The sequence below is a fragment of the Thalassotalea sp. G20_0 genome (assembly GCF_017744175.1).
GTDB lineage: Bacteria > Pseudomonadota > Gammaproteobacteria > Pseudomonadales > Endozoicomonadaceae > Endozoicomonas.
Genome location: NZ_JAGHQV010000016.1, coordinates 58,791 through 84,503 on the forward strand (window position 1 = coordinate 58,791; position 25,713 = coordinate 84,503).

Consider the following 25,713-nt stretch of genomic DNA (forward strand, 5'->3'; position numbering starts at 1 on the left):
GGTTTACCTGTAAAGTTTGTGTACTTCTTCCGCCAGAATAGTCAGCCCCTGTTCAACGTCCTGATGATCACGGGTATACGTCAGCCTGAGGCATTCATGCTTATGGGGCCAGTCGTCGTCTATGCCCGGGAAGAAGTAATGCCCGGAAACCACCAGCACATTTCTTGCCTTCAGTCGTTCATACAGCTCCAGGCTGGAGACAGGCAGTCCTTCAAACCATAGCCAGAGAAACATTGCTCCCTCCGGTTTATGCACATGCCAGGGAATATCACCGAGCTTATCTTTGAGACAGTTCACGGCAAACTGAGCCTTCTCCTGATAGTAAGGACGAATCACATTCTCACAAAGAGCGTTAATACTGTCATCCCGGATCATATCCAGTGCCAGCAGGCTGCCAGTACTGTTTGGAGCCAGATTCATAATGGCATTAATACCCGACAGTGCTCTGATAACCTGCTCATTGGCAACAACAATCCCGGTTCTGACCGCCGGAAGCCCCAGTTTGGAAAGGCTCAGGCAAAGAATGGTGTGTTCGTTCCAGCGGGGAGTCGCTTCGGTAAAGATCAACTTTGGAAACGGCGTGCCGTAGGCACCATCAATGATCATGGGAATATCATGTTGCAGGGCCAGGCTATCGAGCCGCTCAATTTCACTATCTGTCAGTACATTACCGGTTGGATTGGTGGGGCGTGACACACAAATGGCACCAATACTGTCATCAATCACCAGCTCCTGAAAATCCACCCGATATTTGAACGTATGCTGATCCAGATGTTCAATTTCAGGCTTATTGGCCGCAAAAAAATCATCACTCAGCCCGGCATCGGCATAGCCGATGTATTCCGGTGCCAGCGGTAACTGGATACGTTTGTGCCCGCCATCCCCATAACGTCCGGCAAACATATTGAACAGCATAAAAAAAGCGGCCTGACTGCCATTAGACAAGGCAATATTGTTTGCCGTCAGCTGCCAGCCAAACTGACGGTTAAGAAAAGCCGCCATCTCACGGACAAAGTCTTTTTCTCCCTGGGGAGGATCATAGGTACCCACCAACCGGGTAAACTCCGCCTGACTCTCGGTAATTTGCCGCAGTCGCTGCCTGAATACGGCTTCCACTTCAGGGATATGGGCCGGATTACCGCCGCCCATCATAATCATATCTTTACCATCAGCAAGGGCATTACCCAGATCATCCATTAATGAAAGGATGCCGGAATGGCTGGTGAATTTTTCGCCAAAGGCAGAAAGCTTCATGCTTACCCCTGATTTATTCTGGTCATAGGATAGTAGAGGTGCTGTTATATAATGATGAACAGAAGCTGTCCACCGTCTAACCAGTCACGGGCCGGATATAGAGGCAGACTTATTACCAGAAAAGGATTATTTTGCACGCATATCGTGAATGGACGGTAAGCCACCCGCGGATGTTGCCGCATAAACGGCACGATGTATCGCCTGTTCCACAGCCTCCGCCCCGACAATGCCCAAAACATTTACATCAGCATCCACTTCTCCGGTTGCTGCACTGAAAATGGTATCACCATCGTACATGGAGTGTGCAGGACGAATGGCACGCGACAAACCATCATGCCCCATTTGTGCCATCTTTAAAGCTTGGGCTTTGGTTAATTTCCCGTTAGTCACCACCACGCCGATGGTGGTATTTGCCCCGGGCAGTGCTTGAACGGCCTGGTCATTGATTAAGAGATCCATACCAGAAACAAACCGCTGTCCATCTTCGCTCCTGGTGCCGGCAATAAGCTTCTCACCGGTAACAACATCTCCCCAGGCATTAACAGCCATCACGGCACCAACGACCAGCCCTCCTCTCAGCCTGATGGCATAACAACCGATGCCACTTTTTGTAGCGCGGTCAAACCCGGCAATTTTACCGATTGATGCTCCGGTACCTGCGCCAACATTACCTTCTCCAATGTCGCAACGACTGGCCAACCTGGTGGCTTCATACCCCATTTGCTCACCGGGTCGGGCAGAGGCATCACCGACCGACTGGTCAAATAGCACCGCACCGGTGACAACCGGGATTCTGACGAAGCCTGTGGGTAAACCAATGCCCTGCTCCTCCAGGTAACGACTGACCCCGTTCATACTTTCCAGACCCAGCGCACTGCCACCACAAAGCACAATGGCATGGACAGAATCCACCAGGTTTTCGGGCCTTAGCAACTCCGTCTCCCGGGTTCCGGGAGCGGCACCGCGCACATCCACACCCGCCGTTACGCCCCGGTCAAAGCGCAGCACCGTCACTCCGGTCAACCTTTCGAGATCCGATGCATGACCAATGGCCAGGCCGCTAATTGAAAACAGCTCATGCCGCTGAGTAGTCATCTGCAGAACCTGTGACACGGATAATAAGTGGCTGGTCATCTGGAGTTTTTCGTTCTTCTCCGCTTGACCGTTTTTTCATTCGGCAACCGGTAAGATAGTCAAACAGGCCAAAGCTTGCCCTGGTTTTGAAGAGCAGCGTGGAAGATATCGTTGAATACGATACTGAACAGAAGGATGCTGAAGAAAATTGAAATCTTGATCAAAAATGGCAGGTACAAGGGAGTTTCAGGCAGGAAATTGGCGTCCCCTAGGGGACTCGAACCCCTGTTACCGCCGTGAAAGGGCGGTGTCCTAGGCCACTAGACGAAGGGGACGCAAACCTTCGTGCATTGCTGCAGCGGATGGGTATACTAATCATCACCTGCCACAGAGTCAACCCCTCTTTATTTTTCATCAATGGTTCTTGAAAAAGAGCTATTTTAACGATTAGATGGGTCACTTATCGCCCGGGAAAGGCAGAGAAATATGAGGTTCAGGGACAGACTCTCTTATAAGCAAGTCAAATACACAGTCAGCGTTGCATTTATTCTGGGACTGATTTTCAGTGTCTTTCAGGTAACTCACGATTATAAGGCTCAGGACAAGAGCATCGATAGTGCCATTCAGGCTTATCTGGACATCAGCAAGGCACCCGCATCACGTATCGCCTACAACCTGGATGAAGAGCTGGCCATAGAGCTGGTGAATGGACTCATTGAATCGCCGTTAATTCTCAGTGCAGCAATTATTGACACCGACAACCTGGTTCTGGCCAAAGCCGGAACCGCAAAAAATTCCGACGAACAGAGACTATTTACCGACCTCTTCTTTGGCACCACGCGGACTTATCAGCAACAATTGTCAGTGCCTTACGACCTTGAAGAAGAGCTTGGCACTCTGACCATTACCGCTGACACGCGCCCATCCGGCCAGGAGTTTCTGGATCGCTCAGTACTCACTCTGGTGTTTGGGCTGGCCCGGACCCTGCTGCTGGCGCTGGCTCTGCAAGGCATGTTTTATCTGATGCTGACCAAACCACTCTTGAAACTGGCCCGTCACGTAAAACAGGTTCGAACAGGCAGCAAACATAAAACACTGGCAATCTCCGGAGACCATCAAAAGGATGAAATAGGGCTACTGACCAGTGCATTTAATGAGTTTCAGGATGATATTGAAAAACAGCTATATCATCTAAGTCTTGCCGAAAATGAGCTTAGACAACATAGCCATGATCTTGAACTTCGCATTGTAAAAAGGACGCAGGAACTGCAGGAAAACAATAACGCGCTGTTCAAGGCCAATGCGGAGCTTGAGAAAGCCCGGCAGGCCGCACTTCGTTCTGCCAGAATTCGTGAAGAACAGCTTTCATACCTGAGCCATGAGATTCGCACGCCACTGAATGGCATTTTAGGCATGCTGGAGCTGACTATTAATGAAGAACTGACCGGCAAACAATATGAGCGCCTCGATCTGGCTCGTCAGTCAGGCGTTCGACTGGTCAGACTGCTCAATAGCATGTTGGACCTGGCCAGGCTGGAGTCCGGCAAAGTTGCCATTGAACATACTCATTTTAATTTGCGTGAAATCATTGAAGAATCGGTCGTATTGTTGAGTCAGAAGAGCTACGAAAAAAATATTCCACTGACCTGTGATATTGACCCAACGCTGCCAACCACTCTGCTTGGCGACCCTACCCGCATCAGTCAGGTCATTAATAACCTTCTGGGTAATGCCATTAAATTCACCCATCAGGGTGAGATCAAACTTTCACTGGACTCAAAACCGCTTGGCCAAAACCGTCTTGAAGTGATCATTCACATTATCGATACCGGTATTGGCATCCCCGGAAGCGCCCTTGAGGCAATTTTTACCCCTTTTACCCAGGCCAGCAATGCAATCTATGACAGCTACGGGGGCTCCGGTATGGGGCTGGCACTGACCAAAGAGCTGGTGGAAGCAATGAATGGATCCATCAGCGTCATATCCCGGGAACAACAGGGCAGCACCTTTTCGATAAAGCTGCCCTTAACAAAACCTGAACAGATAACCAGTGAAGCCACCATTCTGCTAAAAAGCGATCAGGTAATACTGGCCTGTGAAGGATCCACACAGCAAATCTGTCACCGGTTACTCCGCTACTGGAAGGTACCCTGTCGTATTGTTGAGCCTGACGACAGCAGTCTGGACATTGATTGCTACTCAACTGAATCGCTCGTTATTACTGATCAAAAATCCCTGGCCCTGAATATGGCTCGACACTGGCCTCAGTGTAAAACGATCTTTATCAGCTATGAACAGCCCACTGAAATGCCTGATAATCTATTATGGCTCTCACTGCCGGTGACTCAGCAAAAGCTCTATCAGAAGTGTGCAGAAGCCGTTGGTATCCCCGACAACCCGTCACCAGAAAGCATCAATCACCCACCCAATGCAACAGACCATCAACAGCCAGCCTTCAGGAAGAAAAGGATCCTGGTAGTAGAAGACAATGCGATCAACCAGCTGGTGACTGAGGGCATGCTTGAACAGCTGGGGTACAATATAAACCTTGTCAACAACGGTCAGGATTGCATCACAGCATGCACCACTGAAAAGTTTGACCTGATCCTGATGGACTGCAATATGCCCGTGATGGATGGCTACGATGCAACAAAACAGCTGCGAAAAATGACGAATACCAGACAGACGCCCATCATCGCACTAACAGCAAACACACTGGAAGAGCACAAAGAACGATGCCGGGACGCAGGGATGAATGGTCACATTGCCAAACCTTTCAATAAAAAAGCGTTAGATACATTACTGAACCGATGGCTTGAGTAATTACTTTACCAGGGTCTGGACAATTGTTTTTCGTCCCGGCTTTGCCGGGCTCAACAGATCATCTTTCAGTAACTTCTGTGTTGCCTCATCTAACGTCTGAATGATCTTTTTACGCTCGAACTCATCAATACTGTTGGTATCCAGGCTGAAGGAAAAGCCTTTGCTATCGAGTTCAAAGTAACTTTTCTGCTGACCAAGATTGCGGCGCAGATCAATCACTTTATAAATAGGCACCGAACGACTGAAGCCTTTTACCTGTATCTCCCCCTTGGACTGACAAAGTACCACATCCTTAACCAGCGACCAGGTTTCATGGGACAGCAGAATCTGGTTGGGTTTTGCTGCGCTTTCCAGCCGACTGGCTAAATTCACCTCACGCCCCAGGAGCGTGTAATCCATACGTGACTCGGCACCGAAATTACCAACCGTACAGTAACCGGTATTGATGCCAATCCTGATTTGAAGTGGGTTCTCGACCCCTTTGGCGATCCATTGCTTACGCAGTACTTGCATGTGTTTCTGCATTTCAATGGCCATTGAAACAGCGGCCAGGGCATCTTTTTGGTAGCCCCGGGTTTTAGGGTCACCAAAGAAAATCATAATACTGTCACCGATAAATTTATCGATGGTCCCCCCGTATTTCAGAGCAATACGGGACATGTCGTTCAGGTAAGTGTTCAGCAACTCTGTCAGCACCTCTGGCTCAAGTGCTTCGGCCAGATCCGTAAAGCCTTTGATATCGGAAAAGAAGACCGTCAGCTTTTTCCGCTGACTCTCCAGTTTGGTATTGCGCTTACCGGAAAAAATAGATTCCCATACCTGGGGAGAAAGGTATTTGGCCAGACTGCTGGCAAGCCTGCTGTAACGTTGCCGCTGTTGCTGGGCACTGAGCTGAATAGCCTGAAAATGCTGCTCTCTGAGCCTGAGGGCATAGGCACAATAAGATATGAAAATAAGCATTCCGAGCAGGCTGATAAACACTGCATCTTGCCCGGCTGAAATAGTGAAATCAGGTTCAATAAAGTGATGAATAGATATGGCAGCTGCTGCCGGGGGAATAATGATCATCAGCCCCCTGAGCCCTTGAAGGTAAATCGCCCAGCCTGTCAGCAGAGCCACCAGCAGCATGCCACTGACCATTGGGAAACCGGCAAGAGTGATTAAGGCTCCAACATTCAAAGAATCCAGTAAAAGGGTAACCAGAGGCTTTTTGTTGCCCACTGTCTTTTGATTGCTGGCGCGAAATACCCGATTGATCGCCAGGTTTGAAAGCCAGGGAAAAACCGATAAATAAGCGACAGCGCCCAGGAAAACGGAAGGAAGGTACTGATTGGCCAGGCCGTAAACCATCACTGAGGCAGCGAGCCAATAGACCAGAAACCTTGGAGAGAGCCGGGAGGCACGACTCAGGGGCGGAGATACAGTATTCTTATTGGGTTGCATTAAAATTGGTTCATAGCCAGACCTGATAATACCGTCAGCAATTTGCTGTGGGCAGCTAATTCTAACATGCAAGAACGCTCAAATCTGTAATTGGTGTGAGTGAGTTATTGATGAATGGTATAGAGCTTTTACTGGAAAGGGTATCGACACCCATCCTGGAGGAACCAGCACCCAGCGATCAGCAACTGGATGTCATGTTCCGGGCAGCCCTGAGAGCCCCTGACCATGGCCGTATTCGCCCCTGGCGATTTCTAAAAGTCAGTGGCCAGGCACGGGAAGCCCTGGGTGAGCTGATGGCGCAGGCAGTCCTTGAGGATCAGCCAGATATTTCAGAAGATGCGCTGAAACGTTTCAAAGGGATGCCGCTCCGGGCCCCTATGCTGGTACTGGCTATTTGCCCGGTTAAACAGCATCCAAAGGTGCCGGAGATTGAACAGAAGATGTCACTGGCGGCGGCAGTTCACTCTCTGCTGCTGGCGGCCCATGCCCAGGGGGTCGGGGCAATGTGGCGAACCGGGGAACTTTGTTACCACCCACGACTGGCAAAAGGGCTGGGTCTTGCCGACAACGAGCAGCTGATGGGTTTTATCTACCTTGGCAAGCCTGCTGGCGCTAAAAAGAAAGTGCCTGTATTGGATGTTAATGACTTTGTCTCTGAGTGGGTGACCAGTGCCTGATTGGACAATAAAAAGCACCGTTTTCAATGAAGTCTGACGCTGCTCAGGAGTCTGTCGGACTGAGAAGCTGGCAGTCGGTGTTTTTTTTATAATTTTCATAAGCGCATATTATTCCGCTCACCCCTCCTGCCGAGGTAAGAACCAGCAACAGTATGGGGCATGCGTACCCAGTGATAAAGGAAGCCGCTGAGGATGTCATGGCAAACTTTGATAAGTGCGACAGGAAGTCCGCCAGCAGGGTTGCGCTGGCACCAGAAAGAGAGCCATAGATATAGGCTTTTCTGATACATTGGCAAAACGTTTCAGGTAACAGGTTCATGACTGGCCTGATGCATTTGTACGTACCATAACCAAGTATCCGCAGTACATTGTCAGGCTGTTGCCGATGCTCATGAAGATGCTTTCCACAGGAATAAAGACCATCAACGATGCCAATAGCCACCATGGCAGAGATAATACCTGCAGCGCCTTTTGCCTGGCTTATATAGTCCAGTGCATCCGCAGAAATAGTGCCTGCTGCCCCGTTACACAATACTTTGGCGGCAAACTTTTTCAGTGTGTCATCATGCTGGACGACATATCGGGAATATACTTTTTGGGGATTGAGTGTTTGCAGGACTTCAGAAAAAATATCACTGGCAAAACCGTGTTCATTTAACTGACTGATGAACGCAGAGTCACCTTCAATAGCACTAATGGTTTCATTGGCTGTACTGCCTCTGTTCTCTTCTGCAAGCAGGAGCGGTGATTTATTGCTGCTACCTTCGATGTCAATAATACAAAAATCGTTTTTTTTACCGGGCTTTTGCAGTGCTGAAGGCTTCCCATACGTGGGAGGCTCTCTATGTACAGAGGGCTCTTCATGCCCCAGCAGAGTATCACCTTCCTGGCCTACCTTGGATTCGCTGTTTTCTTTGCAGTAATCTTTGCGACAACATGATGCTGACAAGGTATCATCTGCCACCTCAATGGCAAGCATAAGCGGTGGCTGTGCAGGCTTGCCTTCTACATGTCTGGCTGTAAGCCCACAATTTTTCAGTGAATGTTCTGTGCCAGGGCTGGCGTTTTCAAAACTTTGCCTTTTCGGCCCATCAGCCATGCTGATACAACGGCCTGACACGGTGGCAACAGTGCCACACTGGGCACGTACTGACGTAAATGCCGGTGAGGTCATTACTGCTGTTGTTTGAGCATGGCTAACTGAGCAAAACATAAATAACGTCCTGTCATTTGATCAAAATTTCAGGGAGGTTACCGGACTGATTCATTATATGAATGTTGGATGAAGGTCGTATTAAATGCTGTTGATTCTTCAGCCAATCATGTTGTGGGGAATGATATAGTCCTCAAGATCATCTTGTGCAATATCATTTTCTGAATGTACCCATCCTTTTACCGAGATTCCGGCTTGATGGATAGATTCACAGGAGCCGGATACCAGTGGATGCCAGTCAAACAGCGGTTTCTTTTCGCTGATCAACCGATAGGCGCAGGTTGCGGGCAGCCAGTGGAACAGCTCAACATCTTTCAGCGTCAGTACCGTACATTCCGGCACGATGTCTTTACGGCTCGGGTAGTTTTGGCATTGGCAGCTGCCGGTGTCCAGCAGTTTGCAGGCTACTGACGTGTAATAAACCGTATCCGTATCTTCATCTTCCAGTTTGTGCAGGCAGCAGCGACCACAGCGATCACAGAGGCTTTCCCACTCATCGGCGGTCATTTCTGCCAGGGTTTTGGTTTCCCAGAAAGGTTTTTCGGTCATGTCGGGTCGTTAAATGAAAGAAACTCATCCGGCAGTTTGATCAGGTAATCATCCTGCTCTTTGGGGGGCATTTGCAGATAGAAGCCATGGTCGGAAATTCCCTGAAGGACGCTGGCAGTCTCTACTCGCGCCAGCTTTTTCTCCGGCGTCAGCAACAGGTCAAAAACATGCACCGGTTTACCAAAGGCTTGCAATAATGCCTCTGGCAGGGTCTTTTCCAATATGGCCCCCTTGTTCAGGTACAGGTACATACCTTCCCTTTTCGGGCTTTTATAGATGGTCACCAGAGACTTCATTCAATGGCCTTTTTCCTGTTGACTTAATTGATTAAGTTGCTGAATCAGCGGGGTGCCGATAATATCACGACGCCAGCCCGTGAGGGTATCCGGGAGCATAAAACGGCCATGATCCAGCCAGCTGCGCAGCAGTGGTGTGGTTAATTTGCCCGGCATCAGCAGCTCCATAGGCAACTGCAATTCAACAGCCAGTTGCGACATCAGTGTTTTGATCTGCTTACCCCAATCCCTGACATTTTTTGGCAGTGGCAGAGGCAGCTTTTCAGGCCTTTGTGCTTCCGGAACCTGACTGGCCGATCTGATAATATCCAGTATCTGCTCACCATGGTTGCGGATAATACTGGCACGCATTTCTGGTATTTCCCGCAGGGCATTCATGGCTTTAGGCTGAAACCTCGCCAGTGGCCAGAGGCTCCCTTTGGGAATAACCCGGTTGCGAGGAACATCCAGACTGCGGGAGGCAACTTCCCGAAAGTGGCAGAGTGCCTTTAGTACAGCCAATTGCTGGGGGCGCAGCTGCCAGCCTCGTTTTACCTCTTTCCAGGCATTTTCCGGATCAAAAGGCAACACATTCAACGTCATGGCCAGGCACTCATCCTCCAGCCAGGCCTTTTTCGGTGTTGGCGTCAGTAGCTGGTCCAGGTGCTGATAAATCTCCAGTAAATGGGCAACATCCAGGCTGGCATAGCGAATCTGGGCATCCGTCAATGGTCGCTGGCACCAGTTAGACCTTGTCTCATCCTTGGGTAGATCAATATTCAGTACTTGCCTGAGCAGGGCCTGATAACCAAGGGAAAACCCCAGGTTTGCAAACGCTGTGGCCAGCTGGGTATCAAACAGTGGACTGGGAACGCTGTCGGTTAACAGTTTGAACACTTCCAGGTCTTCACTGCAGGCGTGTAGTACTTTAACCACCGAGCTGTCTTCAAACAATCTGGCCAGTGGTTGCCACTGATCAATGGCCAGTGGATCGATCAGAAAAACATCCGCGCCTGTGCCCACCTGAATCAGCCCTGGCTGTGGGTAAAAAGTGTCGGTACGAATAAACTCAGTATCCAGAGCGATGGCATCAAGCCCGGACCATCGCTGGCAATAGTCTTCAAGTGACTGATTGTTATTGATCCAGACTGGCTCTGGCGACAAAAGTTGCATATCGAAAGGTTCTAACGAAAAACCCCATTATAAACAGTCAATAGCAGCTGTTGATAGACCGAAGCGGTTTTTCTCAGTCCTGTCTTTTTATCTGTCCGCCGTTGGTTGACATTTAAAGATCACAAACGGTACGGAGGAAAGCCTTTTATTTGCCGTAAAAGAAAAATTGCCACGGAGACACAGAGGCACGGAGACAAGATAAAGTTTTACCTCTGTGTCTCCGTGCCTCCGTGGCAAATCTTTCACACCAGAGGGTGACGAACAATCGTCATAAGTATTTGTGTGTTAAGTGGTTAAAAAAAGGCCGGGGATTACCGGCCTTAAGGGGGAACTTAATGGTGAGCGCGTAGCGCTTCAATGCGCTGGTCTAACGGCGGGTGACTGGTAAACAGAGCTGCCAGTCCACTGCGATTACCGCTGCGGATACCAAAGGCAGTCATGGTCGCAGGCATGGCACTCGGCGCTTCATACTCGGCACGCAGGCGTTCCAGTGCGGCAATCATATCTCTGCGGCTTGCCAGTTCGGCACCGGCTTCGTCTGCCCTGAATTCCCGCTGACGGGAGAACCACATAACGATGGCACTGGCCAGAAAACCAAGAATAATCTCGGCGATAAAGCTGGTTATGTAGAAGCCGATACCGACGCCACCTTCGTCTTCATCACCACGACGCAGGAAGGAATCAACGGCATAACCGATAATCCTGGCAAAGAACATGACAAAAGTGTTCACAACCCCCTGGATCAGGCTCAGGGTAACCATATCGCCGTTGGCAACATGGCCGATTTCGTGACCAATAACTGCACGGGCTTCGTTCGGGCTGAAGCGATCCAGCAGTCCTTCGCTAACAGCAACCAGCGCGGCATTTTTGTTCCATCCGGTGGCAAAGGCATTGGCTTCCGGGGAGTGGAAGATACCCACTTCCGGCATGCCGATGCCGGCCTTTTCAGAGAGTTCCCTGACCGTCTCAACCAGCCACTGTTCCCGGGCTGTTTGCGGTTGTTCAATAATCTGCGTCCCGGTGCTCATTTTGGCCATGGTTTTGGAGAGCAGCAGGGAGACAAAAGAGCCGGCAAAACCGAATACGGCACAGAATACCAACAGGGAACCCATATTCAGCCCCTGGTGCCCCAGATAACTGCCGACGCCGAGAATATTCAGTGTGATACTGGCCAGCAAAAGGACTGCCATGTTTGTGGCCAGAAACAACAGGATTCTCTTCATGAGTTAAGGTGACCTCATCGTCATCATTGTCATTAAGGAGTTATATAAAGGCGTCTACTTCTTCTTTCAAGAGCGACTAAAAAATGCGCTTTATTTTTACATGGCACTGACAGAAAAAAGGCCGGGTGTCTGACCCCATTCCGATCAGCACCCGGTAAAAAACTGCAGCGCAGCCTGTGCAATCACTTCACTGCCTTTATTGTTAAGTGCCTGTCGGCAATGCCAGGCCATTGTAGCCTGTTTGCGGGCAACAGACGGCGGCAGGTCGTTCTTTTTATTATCCGGATTATCCGGGGCAGTAGTGGGCAGACTTAAGCGTAAAAAGCTTTTTTCCGTGAGTACCACCTGATCCAGCGCGTCTTGCCGGATAGTATCCTGGTAACGGATATAGCCTTCTGAAGCCAGCCAGAGCATAGCATCAAAACAGGCTTTGTGGCGCCGGTTAGGGATGCCGTACTCGTCGGTGCCGGCATTGGTAATCAGATCGTCAACGTAAAGTGTTGTCAGGCGGGGGAAGCTATTATAAAGCTGAACCAGCGTTTTTACGCAGTCCTGGTAAAATTCGTCAATGTGTATGTCGTTCATAGATCATCCATAAAAACGCTGAAAGGCTGACACTTTCAGAGGTTAATGTCCAAGTCAACAGCAGCTTTTCCATTAACATAATTCGCAATTACATAATCAGATACAGTCGTCTTCCCGGTAATGTCTTCGAAGGTCTGAGCCATCCTTCCCAAAGCTGCTCCGACCACTACTACTGCGGGTATGACAACAGGGGCTCTCGTCGACATGGATCTGATGAATGGTTGGCCGGTTGCTTTCGCCATCTGTTTCGCGATGTAAACGGCATTTCTTTCTAAAACAAAAGTCCCTACGCCAACCTTCAATCCTAAGTATGCCCCAACTTTGGTTAATGTGTCCGTCTCAAATTTAGTGCCACGGCAGGTGATACACGCAAGCTGTGCAAGCTTCTTACTGGTTTCAGTTGTGCCTTTCACGAGCAATGAATCCTGTGAATTTTATATTTACTGCGTCATAATCCGGGGAAATTATAGAGTAAATCTCTGCCTGTTGTGCGAGATTCAAGGCTCTTGACAATTGCCGGTTACACCTTTTTTTGTTGGCAACAGCATGATTAACGTCCTTGGCTCCAGCGCTGCTGCTGATTTTGTCGCATCAGGGCCTGGCGGGTATCCTGGCCTTCTTCGTAAACCGGTTTTTGATAGCCCGGCTGAAGCCGGGTCTTCGCTTCAAAGAAAAATCGGGCGCTGTCTGAGTGTTGTTTCTGCCTCGGAAATATTTCTGCCAGAAAGCCATGAATATGTCCGGCCGTACTGCCCAGGGCGCAGCGCATAAAAAATTCCATCTCTTTTTTTGCTTCGGGATCTTTCAGGAGCTGCAACCATTGGACGACGGTTTCGACCAGTTCCTTGTCCGATACCTGCTCAGGCAAGGGGCTGTTCCTGCGCATGGCAAGGCAGACGGATTGCTTCAGGGATTGCCAGGATATATCCAGCAACTCTCCTTTTTCGCTGTCCGTCAGGCCAACTGCCCCATACTCTCCGTTAACATAGCGCATAATGGTCCAGGACAACTCCAGTGTCAGGCGATAAATGCCAATGGCACCCTTTCGGGTTGGATCGGCAAGGACTCTCTGGTAGCAGGACAGCTCTCTGATGATATCACCATGGGCCCGATGGGCATTGACCTCGGCGAGCAATTGCCGAATGCCACAGTTCCAGTGATCTTTTCGCATGGTTTCCGTTGCTGACAGCGTTTTTCCATAAGGCCCCATCACTTGGTATGAGTCATCCGGTATCAGCGGTTCTGGTCGGTTACGGCCCTGCCAGACCCTGATCCCGGCCCTCAGTTTTTTGCACAGTTCCTTTACCAGGGTTTTCCGGCTCCGGGGCAGTGCTGGCATGACATCATCTGCCTCTGTGTTGAGAGTATCGGGCTCTTCGGGAGGGTCTTCGACGGTTCCGGTGCTTGCCGGTGTTACCGATTCAGTAACAGTTGGCGCGTACTGCGGCAACAGTACCGCCAATTCCTCTCGTAGTTGCTGAAGCAAGGTATGCTCGTGCTGCGTCCAGAAGGCCCCGGGATGACTAATCAGATTGTCGGCCTGTGCTTTCATGGTCTTAAGCTGTTCAAAGCTTAACCCGGGGAGTCCTGAGGCCAGCAGCTGACTCCGCAGCTTTATGCGCAGGATTTCCAGTTGCAGGCGGACATCAGGCTGCTTCTGCCCTGGCATCCGCCGAGAACCGCTCTCCGCCTGGATGATGGCTTCATAGGCACGATGGTGTTCACTCTGTTTGTTCAGGATAAATGCCTTGAGCCACAGCACCGGGTAGTAGTCAGGGGCTGTAGCTTCGGGTATCTGCCCATGGTTGCCTGTGAACAGGGCATCAAGCATCGTTTGGGCCTGGGGATGATATTGCGCCAGCCGTTGTGAAAGTCTTTCATGCTGTGGATCCGATAACGCTTCAGATGGAAAATGGGCCAGGGCGTACAGAAGCGCAAACCAGTTGTGGTCAACCCGATCAACGACCAGTGTGAGGATAAACTCAATATACAGGTCGCCCTCAGGAAAAAAGGGTCTCAGGGCATTCAACTGGCTCACAAACTTGTCTTTCTTGTGCAATTCCACCCGGTACGGTTCGCCATCCCGTGCTTTTGAATCAATGATGTTGTTCAGATCTTTCAACTGCGCAACACATGCTTCAATGACATGTCCTGCAAATATCTCTTTACCAGTAAACGACGTTTTCGGATCAAGGATACCTGTCTTATTAAGCTGGTTAAGGACGGCCAGTAAATGCAGTGAATTATCCTGACCATAAGTGCGTTTACCAAACGCCGCCATGATTGTCTTTACTGAGCACAAGATCTCAGAATCAAGTTCCCGGTCATGGTCGAGTACCTTGGCTAGTAACCTGGCAAACAACTCACACCATTTGGAATATAGTTTCTGTTCGGATTGTTCGATTTTTTTCAATGATTTTGCTATTGGATCAACAAAAAGTGAAAAGCATTTAAGAACTCTTTTCAGCAGAGTGACAGATTCAGTTTTATCCGCCTTATCGATATTATCCGGTAAGTTTATGACAATATCATCTGTCGTATTTTTGCTGACTGTTTCGCCATCATCATCGCTATCACTGGACACACGGTATAATTCTTGCGCGATCTGACGGTTTATATCGTTGCTCATTTCATTTACTTTTTTATAAAAATTTTCCCGGAATTCCTTATAAAAATCTGCAGCTTTCATCAGTCGTTCAAAAGTTGCCATATTTGGACAGGTCGGCATTGCCTTGAGGCACTCCTGGTGCAAATCTTTACACCTGTTCATATGCTTTGACAGTTGTCGCGTATCAATATCGTGCAGTAACTCACCTTGTTCCAATGAAGCGTCTGGATTATAAGTGCGAAAACTATGTTTCATGAAGTTACTCAGTGCACCCATTTCAGCAATCATGCTTTTCAAAATAAGCTGGTGCTTTTGGGCAGGTGTTGTAGATTGAACTTGCCGTCTGCCTAGTTTCCCGGTTTTCCTGCAATCTTTATCAGGGGGATTCGCAGAGAATGCTGTGTTCGATGTTGTGGGAGGCAGGTTATCCACAATGATAATCCCGTTTTAATTACTTTTATTTCTTCCCTGACAAGTTCCATTATTAAATAGAACACTGTTTTTTCGATTGTCAGACAAAATAAAAGTTCAACCCCATCATTCTTTTTCTGGTCTCGAATATAAACCCTGACAACTTCTTCATCCAAACCAATGGTTGATAGTGCCTATTTTGCCGGGATACTTATGGACATGATCTCCCGTTAAATGTCCTTTTAAGCTGTTCTGTTGAACCTATGCGAGTCGCCCCGGCATAGCCGGGGGGGGGACCGGTGTTAATTACTGCTGGTACCGACTGAGAAAACGTTCAAGTTTGGTCATTACGGTTTCCAGGTCTTCTGTCCTGGGGAGCGAAATGATTCGCAGATGGTCAGGCTCAGGCCAGTTGAAAGCAGTACCCTGGACCAGCAGTACTTTTTCCTGAAGGAGGAAATCCAGTACCAGTTGTTCATCATCATGGATCTTGTGATGTTTAGGGTCGAGCCTTGGGAACAGGTAGAGGGCACCTTTGGGCTTGGTACAGCTGACGCCCGGTATCTGGTCCAGCATTTCCCAAGCCCGGTTACGCTGCTCAAGCAGTCTGCCGCCGGGCAATATCAGGTCATTAATACTCTGGTAACCACCCAATGCGGTCTGAATGGCGTGTTGCGCAGGCACGTTGGCACAGAGGCGCATTGAGGCCAGCATTTCCAGGCCTTCCAGGTAGCTTCTGGCATTTTGCTTCGGGCCGGAAACCACCAGCCAGCCAGCCCGGAAGCCGGCAACCCGGTAAGATTTGGACAGGCCGTTAAAACTGATACAAAGCACGTCGTCTGCCAGTGAGGCCAGGGCCGTGTGCTCAACCCCGTCATAGAGGATTTTATCGTATATTTCGTCAGCGAATATGATCAGATCGTGCTCTCTGGCCAGCTGTACGATCTCTTTCAGAAGGTCGTCCGGATAAACCGCGCCAGTAGGGTTGTTTGGATTGATAACCACAATCCCCCGGGTTTTGGCGGTAATTTTACTGCGGATATCGTCAATATCCGGACACCAGTCTGACTGCTCATCCTTACGATAATGAACGGCACGACCACCGGACAGATGCACAGCGGCGGTCCACAAAGGGTAGTCCGGAGTCGGGATCAGCATCTCATCGCCATTGTTCAGTAATGCCTGCATGGTCATAACCACCAGCTCACTGACACCGTTACCGATAATAATGTCTTCAACAGAAATGGGCGGGAAGTTCTTCTGTTGACAGTACTGCATAATGGCCTTGCGGGCTGAAAACAGGCCTTTGGAATCACAGTAACCCTGCGACAACGGCAAATTACGGATCACATCCTGGGTGATTTCATCGGGGGCATCAAAGCCAAACGCCGCGGGATTGCCCGTGTTCAATTTAATGACACGATGTCCCTCTTCTTCCAGCCGTTTGGCTTCACGAAGAACGGGGCCGCGAATGTCGTAACAGACATTGTCGAGTTTGGTGGATTTTTCAATATCCTTCATGGATGTCTTACCGATGGTTTCAGGTTCTTTGGGCTTGCCGTGTGGCATTATGAATTGATCTTGCAAGAGTTGCACTAGTGTAGATAGTTTTTAACCGGGCGGTTATCCTTATCCGAGACGATTCAGGAAAGTCTCTGTTGACTGATGAAAGTGGATTAAGAGGGCAGTATTTGATGACCGAAAAAAAATCAGATGAACAGTGGCGGGCAACGCTTACCGATGAACAGTACTATGTATGCCGTGAAAAGGGGACTGAGCAGCCTTTTACCGGCGAATATAACTTCTTTGAGAAAGATGGTGTTTTTCACTGTGTCTGCTGCCAGCAAAAGCTGTTTGACTCATCGGTGAAATTTGATGCCGGGTGTGGTTGGCCCAGTTTCTACCAAACCATCGACAGCGATGCGATCACCATGCAGGAAGACAACAGCCTTGGCATGGAGCGCACAGAAGTCCTTTGTTCTAATTGCGGTGCTCACCTGGGCCACGTATTTCCGGACGGGCCGGAGCCTACCGGCCTGCGATATTGTATCAACTCGGTGGCGATGAAGTTTAAAGACCGATAGTCCTGCCGGCTACTCATGAAATATATCAGGGAATAATTTCAGCACTCTTTCGTATGGAGTTTTTTCACGGAACTTCTGGTTGATAGACAAGTCTGTACAAGTTATGAACAGTGTCAGTCAATCTTGTGCAATCTGCTGGGATGAAATCAAGGAAAGTCCTGGTACAAGGTGTTCTCGAACTGCAGCGGCCCTTGCTCGAAAGATCCGAATCAAAGACGCGGCTACGGTCGTAAGGCTACAGCCGTGCACTCATGAATACCACCACGCATGTATAAGCGACTGGGTAAAAATAACCCCACGATGTCCAATTGACCGCCGCCTGATAACGGGCAGTACTCCCTCAATGACCTGGCCCATAGATCTGCGGAAGGAGCTGTTCAAGTCAATTGAGGGCAACCGGATCAAGGATGTGGAGGATATTCTGTCAACCGGGTTCAACCCTGATCAGCGCTCGCTCCTGGATAGGAAAAACCCTCTAACCCTGTCGTTAAAGCAACAACGCTGGGAAATAGCAGCACTGCTGATAAGAGCGGGATTGACCACCAACAATAAAGTAGCGCAAAACAACCTGGGCTTGATGTACCTGTACGGTCTGGGGGTGGAGCAGAACTACGCCGAGGCCCTGACCTGGTTCTACAAGGCCGCCGACCATGGGAATGCCAAAGCACAAAACAACCTGGGCTTGATGTACCTCAATGGTCTATGGGTTGAGCAGAACTACGCCGAGACCCTTAACTGGTTCCACAAGGCCGCCGACCGTGGGGACCCCGACGCACAAAACAACCTGGGCTCTATATACTTAAGGGGCCTGGGAGTGGAGCAAAACTACGCCAGTGCTTTCACCTGGTTCCGCAAGGCCGCCTGCCAGGGATACAGTCCCGCGCAAAACAACCTGGGCTGGATGTATGCAAAGGGCCTGGGGGTAAAGCAGAACTACGCCGAAGCCCTGACCTGGTTTTGTAAGAGTGTCAACCAGGGAAGTGCCGCCGCGCATAACAATCTGAGCTGGATCCTCGGTGAGTTGCCTTTGGAGACGGAGCAAAACTGCGTCGAGGCCTTTATCTGGTTCCGCAAGGCCGCCAAAAAGGGAGACGTCAGCGCGCAAAACATACTGGGCTGGATGTACTTTAAAGGACTGGGGGTGGAGCAAAACTACGGTGAGGCTCTGACCTGGTTCCGCAAGGCCGCTGACCAGGGACACGCTGCCGCACAAAGCAACCTGGGCTGGATGTACTATCAGGGGCTGGGGACGGAGCAGAACCACACCGAAGCCCTGACCTGGTACGAGAAGGCTGCCAACCAGGGAGACGCCGCGTCGCAATATCAGCTTGCCTGGATGCACTTTAAGGGGCTGGGGACGGAGCAGAACTGCGCCAAAGCCCTGACCTGGCTCGGCAGGGCTGCTGACCAGGGACACGCCGCTGCGCAATATCATCTGGGCTGTACGCTCCAGAACGGTCTGGGGACAGAGCAGAGCGACGTCGAGGCCTTGATCTGGTTCCGCAAGTCTGCCGACCAGGGAAACGCCGCTGCACAGTATCAGCTGGGCCTGATATTTCTGAAGGGGCTTGGAACAGAGCAGAATTATGCCGAAGCCCTGATCTGGTTCCGCAAGGCCGCCGACCAGGAACACGCCGGTGCACAACACAGTCTGGGTTGGATGCACCAACACGGTCTGGGGGTGGAGCAGAGCTATGCCGAGGCCCTGGCCTGGTACCTCATGTCTGCTGATCAGGAACACGCCGCTGCACAAAACAACCTGGGCTATTTTTACCTGATGGGTCTGGGGGTGGAGCAGAACTACGCCGAAGCACTGTTCTGGTTTTGCAAGTCTGCCGACCAGGGTGTTGCCGCTGCACAATATCAGCTGGCCTGTATGCACCTGAAGGGTCTGGGGACGGAGCAGAACTTCGCCGTGGCCCTGACCTGGCTTGACAAGGCCGCCAGGCAGGGGCACACCGCTGCGCAAAAAAATCTGAAGCGGCTGCATCGCAACAGTCCGGGGTTGGAGCAATCAAGCTGCTGACAGCGAACTTTACCCATAACCTTTTGTCCAACTCCCGTTTCCCGGCTACTTCCATAAAATATCATTTCCTCAGGGATTCCAGTGATCAGAACACAGCAGTGGGGATTGGCGATGCCCTTCTTAGTACTTACGTACTGCAAAGTTTGCAACAGTATACCAATAGTGCACCAAGGTCCTCCCTGGTGATTGGTACTATTGTCAGCGAAGGTTGTTGCAGCGGTGTTGCTGTTTGCGTCTGCGCCACAACACCACGCCCGGTAGCGGAAATGCCGGCCGGTGCTATTCCGTTTGCCGATTATGCCGGCGACCTGGAGGCTAACAACAATGATAGTATCAGCCCGGCATCATGACACACGGTCAAACAGGAAACCCTGAATAACGCTCCGGGTATGGGAAACAGAAGATTAATCCGGTACTTTTGTTGGACTGCTGCAACTAATTGCTTTTTTTATTGTCTGATTGAGTACCAGCAAAACAAAAGCCTTAGTGAGTTACTCAATTATGCAACCTGCAAAGCTCCCACCATCGTTGCCACAGCCCAACTCAAACAGCCAGGAACCCTCTGCAAAGTCAACAGAAAAACCAGAAAAGTCTGAAAGCAGCTGGTTTGGTGCCTTCGTTACCGGGCTTCGACATGCTATTGGCTACTCAGACACCGGTTCAGGCACAGATACTGCCCTTGCCGACAGAAAAATTTCTTCCTCTGACCCGGGCGGCCCTGCAGGTAAAGGCACACTATCCGCAACCAGCACAACAACCGGTCCGCAGGCCGGAATTCTGATGGATCCGGAAGAGGCTCTGACTGCTCTTACAGAAGCTGTAGAAGCAAAAGATACCGCCCGGGTTCAATCATTATTGGCATCGCTGAAACTGTCATCCCCGGATCAGGCTGCGCAAAAAGCCGGGGATATCCTGAAAACCGTCTTGCAGGATAACTTACCATCTATCCAAAGCTTGCCCCCAGAAGAGTACAATAAGCTTAAAGTGCTTATCGACTGTTTGCTGGCAGGATGTGACCATGATGATAGTACACTGGCGAATTCAGCTCTTGAGTTGTTCTTCGACCGGAAAGATTTCGACCATGCCGCTCATATTAAAGATACCTGCAAAACAACTGCAAATCTTGAAGCAGACCGTTTCAAGGTAGCTCTCGATGAACTGGTCCGGGAATTCTCACCCTACACTGAACCTGCCATAGAAATCGAAACACTGTTCCAGCAACCCAAATCAGACGCTGATCGTAGCTATGCTCGCGATAAACTGATCAAGAAATACACATCAGACGCTGAAAGTAGCGAAGCTCTCGATAGACTGATCCTGAAATACGGAAAAGAAGCTGAACCTGGCAAACACCCCCTTTATGACCATGGCAAAGCAATACTGAAACTGGCAAATCTGCAAGATGCCCAATCCCTGGAGTTTGCCAAAAATACTCTGGCTATCGGGCTGGAAAAATGTTTGCAAAACCCTGGATGGCTACTAAATCTGGGCGAAGAAAAGTATGAAGACATAGTGGAATTTTTTAAGGAATTTTTCGAACAAGGCATCAAGGATACCAAGCTGGCATACTCCCTCATGAATCTCTGCTTTACCAGGCGTAATTACGATAGAGCCATAGCTATTTCAGACAATCTCAGTGTTCGCCTTACCGACAAGGACCTTATCAAAGCCCTCATGGATACATCTCGCCAACGCTCTCACGATGTCGATAAACTGCTGCAACTGGCAGCTCCCGGGGCGGCTGGCAAACCAATAATTAAAAACACCATTCAGGATATTTTGACAAAAAAGCAACGTGAAATCAGGTTCTTGGAACACCACGATATTTCAATTTTCAAGGATTTTATCGCATCTTATGCCTGGCACCTTCCCGGAGAGGTCAGTGACAAATTATTCCTGCTCAATCCGCTCATTGAGTTTTGTGTCTGCAGAAATGAAATTGACATGGCAAAAAGACTGAAAAGTCGTTTTGAGGGGTGTTTCCTTGAGCAGAAGGCTTACCAGGATGCTTGTCAAAAAGTCACTCAGTCTTCAATCGATGAGACAAAGAAATCAGAGATATTAGACAAATTACGGGATTTGACGGAGCATACCAAGAGCAAGACCGATTAAGGACCGGCCTTCCCCTCTTATTGTGCCTGATGAGAAATTATTGAGAAGACTTATTGTCTAATCAACCGCAGAGCCCCTGGTTTGCTATCTGATGTACTGCGCCAGGGGTTAATATCCAGCCCACCCCGCCGCAGGTATTGGGCATATACCGTCAGCTCTTTAAACCTGTAGTGTTTTTGCAGATCAACAAACGCTCGCTCAACACACTGTTCATGGAACTCCTGATGATCCCTGAATGAACAGACATATTTCAGTAGCGATGCATGATCAATCTGCTCGCCACAATAACTGACCACCAGCGTTCCCCAGTCAGGCTGGCCGGTAACCGGGCAGTTGGATTTCAGCAGATGGGTATTCAACGTCTCACTGACCAATCCATCATCAGCCGCTGATTTATTGCCCGTTGAAGTTCTGGCCAGCAGCGTTAGATCATACCGGTAACAATCAACAATAACATCGGCTTCATCAATATTGATCCCCGGTGCTGGCTCAAAAGCACGGGCCTCGAATTCATCGATGGTATATAGCCGCACTGCCACCGGTGCTTTGGCTGCTGCAGAAAGATCCCGGGCAATACAGTCTGCAACCTGTTCAGCACTGGCAAACCGGGATTGATTAAACGAGTTGAGGTACAGTTTGAACGACTTGGATTCAATCAGGCAGGGGGAGCTGCAGGGCAGCTCAAACCGGGCAACGCGTACAACGGGCTTTCCGGAAAGGTTTAACCAGGAAAGCTCATAGCCATACCAGAGGTCACGACCGTAAAACGGCAAATTATCCGGATCAATCCCCAGCTCTTTACGCTTGTCTCGCCGCTCAATGGGAAACAGCAACGAAGGATCGTATTCCGATTTGTAGTCGCTGTTTTTACCCAGCGGTGAAGCATGCAGAACATCACTCATTGCCAACAACCATCAACTTCTCAGACCTCGACCGGTTTTCAGCAGGTGCAAGCTGTAGGCACCCAGTAACAATATCGCCAGCAACATTACCGCAAAAGCAAAGCGGGTATCAACACCACCTGCCTCCCCCAGCAGTCCATAGCGAAAGGTATTCACCTGATAGAGAATCGGATTCAGCATAGAGACTTTCTGCCAGAATTCGGGCAGGATTTCGATGGAGTAAAAGACACCACCAAGGTAGGTCATGGGCGTCAATACAAAGGTCGGAATAATGGATACATCGTCAAACTTTCTGGCAAAAATACCATTGATAAACCCTCCCAGGGCAAACAGGGTGGCGGTCATGACCACGGCCAGTAAAGTAGCAAACACATCGTAGATATCCAGCTCAACAAAGAACATGCCCAGCCCCATGACGATAGCCCCGGTAATCACACCCCGGGCCACCCCTCCCAGCACATAGCCCGCCAGAATGATCCAGTTGGGCACGGGAGATATCAGCACCTCTTCAATGCTTCGCTGAAATTTATTGCTGAAAAAACTGGAGGCTACGTTACTGAAGCTGTTGGTAATCACCGACATCATGATCAACCCGGGCAATACGTAAGTCATATAACTGAAGCCGCTCATGGTACCAATGCGAGAACCAATCACCGCCCCAAAAATAACAAAATAGAGCACCATGGAAATCGCCGGCGGTAACAGAGTTTGCGGCCAGATTCGCATAAAGCGCCGCACTTCCTTGGCAAAGATGGTGACAAAGGCAACCCAGTGATAACGAAATTCACTGTGTTGCGGCCTTTCAGGCAGGCCTCGACTTCCCCCATGTTCCAAGCCTGACATCACGCCTCGCCTCCCATTGCACTGTCACCTTTCAAGGCACCTTTGGTCATATTGACAAAAAGCTCTTCCAGCCGGTTGTTTTTATTTCGCATGCTGGCGACTTCTATTTTAAGTTCACTCAGCTGCCGGAACAGATCGTTCACGCCCGTGTTCTTATCCACTTCAACTTCCAGGGAGTTGTTGTCAATTTTGTTCACCTTATAGCCTGAAAACACCGGTATCTGTTCAATAGGCTGGCGCAAATCCAGGACAAAACTTTCCTTCTGCAACAGGCTGAGCAGCCGTTTCATGCTGGTGTTTTCCACGATTTCTCCCTGATCGATGATGGCAATATTACGACAGAGTTGCTCCGCCTCTTCCAGATAGTGGGTAGTCAGAATAATCGTAGTGCCCTGGTCGTTGATCTCTTTGATAAACTCCCACAGACTTCTACGAAGCTCTATATCCACGCCAGCGGTGGGTTCATCAAGAATCAGCAATTCAGGTTCATGGATCAACGCCCTGGCAATCATCAAGCGTCGCTTCATACCGCCCGACAGCATTCGGGACTGGGTAAAGCGTTTATCCCACAAGCCGAGTTTTTTCAGGTAGTGCTCAATACGGGGTCTGGCCTGTCTGGCAGAAAGACCATAATAGCCAGCCTGACTGACCAGAATGTCTTCAACTTTTTCAAACTGATTAAAGTTAAATTCCTGGGGCACTACCCCCAGGGAACGCTTGGCCCGAACCAGATCACGCTCAATGTCATGGCCGAAGACAGAGACACTCCCGGCAGACTTTCGGACCATTGATGAAATCACGCCGATGGTGGTTGATTTGCCAGCACCATTGGGACCCAGCAAGGCAAAAAAATCGCCTTTCGCGACCTCCAGATCAACCCCTTTCAGAGCAACAAAACCGTCGTCGTATACTTTTTTTAAATTCTTGATGGCCAATGCCTGAGTCATGGTTCTCAGCCTTGAGATATCTATAATCAGTTATGAAATCTTATAATAAAAAAATCTTTGAGACCGTTAATTTATTTACACGGTCTGCAATGATCAGGATAAGAAACGCCCCCGGCCAGTGAGGAGCGTTTATCGCAGGTAAGCGAGCAGTGATGCCAAAGCCTTTCTGGCATTGGGGTAAGCGAAGGTAAAGCCTGCTTCCTGAAGTCGCCTGGGCGTCACCGCCTGCCCTTCCGTTAGCAACTGTGCAGACTCTCCAAGCATCAACGCAAGAACACTTTCTGGCGTGGTCAGGATCGCCGGTCGGCGAACCGCACGCCCAAGCTCTTTGGCAAATGCCTTGTTGGTCAGAATCTCCGGGGAAACGGCATTAAAAACCCCTTTTGTTTCCGGATGGTTTACCAGATAGAGCAATGCATTGAGCATATCATCCATATGTATCCAGGACATGATCTGTCGGCCATTGCCAATTGGCCCTCCCAGCCCCAGACGGAAAACAGGCAGCATCTTCTGCAACGCTCCGCCACTGGGGTGCAACACCACACCGATTCTGACGATACAGGTGCGAACCCCCAACGCCTCAACGCGCCTGGCCACCTGTTCCCAGCGATCACAAAGGGTTGCCGCAAAGTCACTGCCCACTTCCGCAGACTCATCCAGCTCCTCACCAGGACGGGAGAAACCATAATACCCGATCGCAGAAGCACTGATGAAACAGCCCGGTTTAGTTTCCATCCGCTCAATCAGGTCCACCAGCTCTGACGTTACCCCAATTCGGCTATCCAGCAGGGTCTTTTTGCGAGCCTGGCTCCATCTTTTATCGAGAATGCCCTCCCCGGCGAGATTAATCACCGCATCAAAATACGAGGCTGGATTAACAGCGGATAGCGAGGAAACAGGCTTTACCCGGGTAGAGAGTTGCAGACGAACTTCTTTAGCCGGTTGACGACTCAACACGACCACCTGATGCCCTTCATTAAGCAGACGATGAACCAGTCGGCGCCCAATAAACCCGGTACCACCGGTAATCAGATATTGCATGAATCCATCAGCTCCATTGCTCAGCCCCAATTGTGCCCTGACTTATTGCCAGCAGAGGCAGGGAAACTACATTTGATTAATAATACTCACATCCGTTAATAATCGTAACATTTTCTGGAAAGATAAAAAAAAGCCCAGGTCCCCTCAAACCTGAGCTTTATTGACTGCCACTCTGATGCTCCCGCTTCTATTCTAATTTCCATGCTGTGGTTTTGACTGCCCAGACCCGGAGCAGGGCATTTCTTGTTGTTTGACCTGCTCTTGTTGATCCAGTGCACACTTCGAATTGTACGTAAAAGCCGCACACGACCACTTGATCCAGATCAAACTATTTCGACATATACCTATCGGAATATTATTAACTCCACCTACGAACCAACAGAATCTGACAAGCTCCTTAGTAAAGCATCCAGTTGGTCTATTCTTATGGACTATTGTTTTTCTCCTCCA

Annotated in this window: 23 protein-coding genes, 1 tRNA gene and 1 pseudogene; 7 read left to right on the forward strand and 18 right to left on the reverse strand. The window is 49.7% G+C overall.

The window, feature by feature from the left end:
* Positions 1–3: 3 nt before the first annotated feature.
* From J7438_RS11605 to J7438_RS11615, 3 genes are all read right to left on the reverse strand, one after another.
* Entirely contained in the window at positions 4–1,254 is a 1,251-nt protein-coding gene (locus J7438_RS11605) for a valine--pyruvate transaminase (RefSeq protein WP_209276668.1), read from the reverse strand.
* 126 nt (positions 1,255–1,380) lie between these two features.
* A complete protein-coding gene (locus J7438_RS11610; protein ID WP_286196540.1) occupies positions 1,381–2,349 on the reverse strand; it encodes a P1 family peptidase in 969 nt (322 codons plus the stop codon).
* Positions 2,350–2,587: 238 nt separating this feature from the next.
* Positions 2,588–2,663 (reverse strand) — tRNA-Glu (locus tag J7438_RS11615).
* Positions 2,664–2,814: 151 nt separating this feature from the next.
* On the opposite strand from J7438_RS11615, the gene J7438_RS11620 reads away from it, so the two are divergent.
* Positions 2,815–5,151, forward strand: coding sequence for an ATP-binding protein (locus J7438_RS11620; protein ID WP_209276670.1), 2,337 nt, complete (start codon positions 2,815–2,817; stop codon positions 5,149–5,151).
* Here the strand turns inward: J7438_RS11620 and J7438_RS11625 are convergent, their stop codons facing one another.
* Positions 5,152–6,594 carry an adenylate/guanylate cyclase domain-containing protein gene (locus tag J7438_RS11625; protein WP_209276671.1) on the reverse strand — a complete coding sequence of 481 codons (1,443 nt, stop codon included), beginning with the start codon at positions 6,592–6,594 and terminating at the stop codon, positions 5,152–5,154.
* A 95-nt stretch (positions 6,595–6,689) separates the two neighbouring features.
* Between J7438_RS11625 and J7438_RS11630 the strand changes: the two genes are divergently transcribed.
* A complete protein-coding gene (locus J7438_RS11630; protein ID WP_209276672.1) occupies positions 6,690–7,271 on the forward strand; it encodes a nitroreductase family protein in 582 nt (193 codons plus the stop codon).
* A gap of 43 nt (positions 7,272–7,314) precedes the next feature.
* Here J7438_RS11630 and J7438_RS11635 read toward each other — a convergent pair whose 3' ends face one another.
* The 10 genes from J7438_RS11635 to J7438_RS11680 all read right to left on the reverse strand — a co-directional run bounded on the left by J7438_RS11635 (position 7,315) and on the right by J7438_RS11680 (position 16,829).
* Entirely contained in the window at positions 7,315–8,484 is a 1,170-nt protein-coding gene (locus tag J7438_RS11635; RefSeq protein ID WP_209276673.1) for a hypothetical protein, read from the reverse strand.
* Between the two features lie 99 nt (positions 8,485–8,583).
* Positions 8,584–9,033, reverse strand: coding sequence for a YcgN family cysteine cluster protein (locus J7438_RS11640; RefSeq protein ID WP_209200509.1), 450 nt, complete (start codon positions 9,031–9,033; stop codon positions 8,584–8,586).
* Positions 9,030–9,329, reverse strand: a complete 300-nt coding sequence (locus J7438_RS11645; RefSeq protein ID WP_163369715.1) for a YcgL domain-containing protein — start codon at positions 9,327–9,329, stop codon at positions 9,030–9,032. Before J7438_RS11645 ends, J7438_RS11640 begins: the two co-directional genes overlap by 4 nt.
* Positions 9,330–10,481 carry a ribonuclease D gene (gene rnd / locus J7438_RS11650; RefSeq protein WP_209276674.1) on the reverse strand — a complete coding sequence of 384 codons (1,152 nt, stop codon included), beginning with the start codon at positions 10,479–10,481 and terminating at the stop codon, positions 9,330–9,332. It abuts the gene before it with no gap.
* Positions 10,482–10,813: 332 nt separating this feature from the next.
* The gene (gene htpX, locus J7438_RS11655; protein WP_209276675.1) at positions 10,814–11,704 is read right to left on the reverse strand and encodes a protease HtpX; all 891 of its coding nucleotides are present in this window, start codon (positions 11,702–11,704) and stop codon (positions 10,814–10,816) included.
* A gap of 144 nt (positions 11,705–11,848) precedes the next feature.
* Positions 11,849–12,289: a hypothetical protein gene (locus J7438_RS11660; protein WP_209200506.1), complete on the reverse strand. Its 441-nt coding sequence runs from the start codon at positions 12,287–12,289 to the stop codon at positions 11,849–11,851.
* Between the two features lie 35 nt (positions 12,290–12,324).
* Positions 12,325–12,702 carry a hypothetical protein gene (locus J7438_RS11665; RefSeq protein ID WP_209200505.1) on the reverse strand — a complete coding sequence of 126 codons (378 nt, stop codon included), beginning with the start codon at positions 12,700–12,702 and terminating at the stop codon, positions 12,325–12,327.
* Between the two features lie 137 nt (positions 12,703–12,839).
* Complete coding sequence (locus J7438_RS11670; protein WP_209276676.1) at positions 12,840–15,152, reverse strand: hypothetical protein; 2,313 nt, start codon at positions 15,150–15,152, stop codon at positions 12,840–12,842.
* Between the two features lie 92 nt (positions 15,153–15,244).
* On the reverse strand, positions 15,245–15,484 hold the full coding sequence (locus J7438_RS11675) for a hypothetical protein (protein ID WP_209276677.1): 240 nt from the start codon (positions 15,482–15,484) through the stop codon (positions 15,245–15,247).
* Between the two features lie 130 nt (positions 15,485–15,614).
* Positions 15,615–16,829 carry a pyridoxal phosphate-dependent aminotransferase gene (locus tag J7438_RS11680; protein ID WP_209276710.1) on the reverse strand — a complete coding sequence of 405 codons (1,215 nt, stop codon included), beginning with the start codon at positions 16,827–16,829 and terminating at the stop codon, positions 15,615–15,617.
* A 170-nt stretch (positions 16,830–16,999) separates the two neighbouring features.
* Between J7438_RS11680 and msrB the strand changes: the two genes are divergently transcribed.
* From msrB to J7438_RS11700, 5 genes and pseudogenes are all read left to right on the forward strand, one after another.
* On the forward strand, positions 17,000–17,392 hold the full coding sequence (msrB, locus tag J7438_RS11685; RefSeq protein WP_503003901.1) for a peptide-methionine (R)-S-oxide reductase MsrB: 393 nt from the start codon (positions 17,000–17,002) through the stop codon (positions 17,390–17,392).
* 103 nt (positions 17,393–17,495) lie between these two features.
* A pseudogene (locus J7438_RS28260) lies at positions 17,496–17,696 on the forward strand (RING finger protein); the annotation flags it as partial.
* A 39-nt stretch (positions 17,697–17,735) separates the two neighbouring features.
* Entirely contained in the window at positions 17,736–19,418 is a 1,683-nt protein-coding gene (locus J7438_RS11690; RefSeq protein WP_286196541.1) for a tetratricopeptide repeat protein, read from the forward strand.
* A gap of 23 nt (positions 19,419–19,441) precedes the next feature.
* Positions 19,442–19,768, forward strand: coding sequence for a hypothetical protein (locus tag J7438_RS11695; protein ID WP_209276679.1), 327 nt, complete (start codon positions 19,442–19,444; stop codon positions 19,766–19,768).
* Between the two features lie 574 nt (positions 19,769–20,342).
* Positions 20,343–21,530 (forward strand): hypothetical protein, encoded by a 1,188-nt coding sequence (locus tag J7438_RS11700; RefSeq protein WP_209276680.1) that lies wholly within the window; start codon positions 20,343–20,345, stop codon positions 21,528–21,530.
* A gap of 50 nt (positions 21,531–21,580) precedes the next feature.
* Here the strand turns inward: J7438_RS11700 and queF are convergent, their stop codons facing one another.
* The 4 genes from queF to J7438_RS11720 form a co-directional block, all read right to left on the reverse strand.
* Positions 21,581–22,432, reverse strand: a complete 852-nt coding sequence (gene queF / locus J7438_RS11705; protein ID WP_209276681.1) for an NADPH-dependent 7-cyano-7-deazaguanine reductase QueF — start codon at positions 22,430–22,432, stop codon at positions 21,581–21,583.
* Positions 22,433–22,444: 12 nt separating this feature from the next.
* A complete protein-coding gene (locus J7438_RS11710; RefSeq protein ID WP_503003902.1) occupies positions 22,445–23,158 on the reverse strand; it encodes an ABC transporter permease in 714 nt (237 codons plus the stop codon).
* Positions 23,159–23,274: 116 nt separating this feature from the next.
* Positions 23,275–24,222, reverse strand: coding sequence for an ABC transporter ATP-binding protein (locus tag J7438_RS11715; protein WP_209276683.1), 948 nt, complete (start codon positions 24,220–24,222; stop codon positions 23,275–23,277).
* 129 nt (positions 24,223–24,351) lie between these two features.
* On the reverse strand, positions 24,352–25,263 hold the full coding sequence (locus J7438_RS11720) for a TIGR01777 family oxidoreductase (protein ID WP_209276684.1): 912 nt from the start codon (positions 25,261–25,263) through the stop codon (positions 24,352–24,354).
* Between the last annotated feature and the right edge of the window lie 450 nt (positions 25,264–25,713).